The 1,375-nt window shown below is 31.3% G+C and carries 1 protein-coding gene; it reads right to left on the reverse strand.

Features of this window, described 5'->3' with window-relative positions:
- Positions 1-36 precede the first annotated feature (36 nt).
- The gene (locus P3X86_RS21225; protein ID WP_483294739.1) at positions 37-1,353 is read right to left on the reverse strand and encodes an IS3 family transposase; all 1,317 of its coding nucleotides are present in this window, start codon (positions 1,351-1,353) and stop codon (positions 37-39) included.
- Between the last annotated feature and the right edge of the window lie 22 nt (positions 1,354-1,375).

The raw sequence follows: 1,375 nt of genomic DNA on the forward strand, positions 1-1,375 counted from the left end.
TAAAATGGACCCTGTGTCAAGGACACAATAAAAAAACTATGCAGCAATCAGCTGACTTCTATAATCTGTAGGAGTCAGCTTTTTTAGATTCCATTGACATCTAAAGTTATTATAATAATCAATGTATAAATCTATTTTATTACTAAGTTCTTTGAATGAAGTACATACGTTATATTCAATTTCATCCTTTAGATGACCAAAGAATGACTCCATAGGAGCATTATCCCAACAATTACCACGACGTGACATAGATTGCCCTAAACCTAAGTCCTTTAGTTTCCTTTGAAAAATTGGACTTGTGTAGTGTGCCCCCTGATCAGAGTGAATATATGCTTGGCTATGTAACTTATTATTTCTCTTAATAAGACAGTCTAAAGTTTTAATAGCTATCTTAAGTTTCAGCGTTTTTGATAAGTAATGAGCTAATACTTCATTAGTAACACTATCTTTAATAACAGAAAGATATACATGGGACTCTTGAAATGGCAAGTATGTGATATCTGTTAAAAGAATTTGTCCAGGTTGTCCATTCTTAAAATTACGATTTAACCGATTTGAGACTACACGATGTTCTTGTGTTGCTTTCATCATACTTCGATAAGGATTTGCTTTTCTGATTGGACAAACTAAATTAAATTTTCTCATTAATCGCTGAATCTTCTTTCTATTGAACTTTATATTAAATATCTGTTTAAGAGTCATATGAATACTTCTTGAACCCTTTTTAACACCTTTAAAGTTGTATGCTTTCTGAATCAACTTAAAATCTTTTTTATCTTGTTCATCTCTAATACTCCTTAATTCGAGAGTGCGTAAGTAGTGATAGTACCCTGAAGCTGATACGCCCGCTATTTTACATAGATGACGAGTAACTCCTTTTAGATTATGTTTAACTATCGTTAAGTTAATCAGGTTAAAAATATATGATGGTGCTAACTTACTACCTATCACTCTCCTTTCTTCTAGCTCGAGCTTTTTTACTAAATCTAGTTCCGCCTTTAAATATTTAATTTCCGCATTTTGTTTTCTAATAATATCTTCTTGGGTTAATTCACGTTTTATAGGTCGACCAGAATTAGTTTTACGTGTATCTCGTAGCCCCATAACACCTTTATCATGATAATGCTTACGCCATCTTTTGGATGCACTGTAAATTCTCTCTTTACCTAATATTGATACTTCAAAACCTGATTCTTCAAAAATATTAGCAACTGGTATACCCTTTTCATGCTCAGAGATAAAATGCAACTTAAATTCATCTGTATATGTAATACTCCTCTGAGATACTCGTTTTACGTATTTATTAAACTTCAAAATATTAATTTCAATCTCGTTAAAAAGTTTTATACTCATAAAAAACACCTCTATCTAATTA

The organism is Abyssisolibacter sp. ZYX002, from assembly GCF_056892235.1.

Coding starts and splice junctions, on each gene's coding strand:
- P3X86_RS21225 (WP_483294739.1), bottom strand. CDS start 1,353: ATGAGTATAAAACTTTTTAACGAGATTGAAATTAATATTTTGAAGTTT.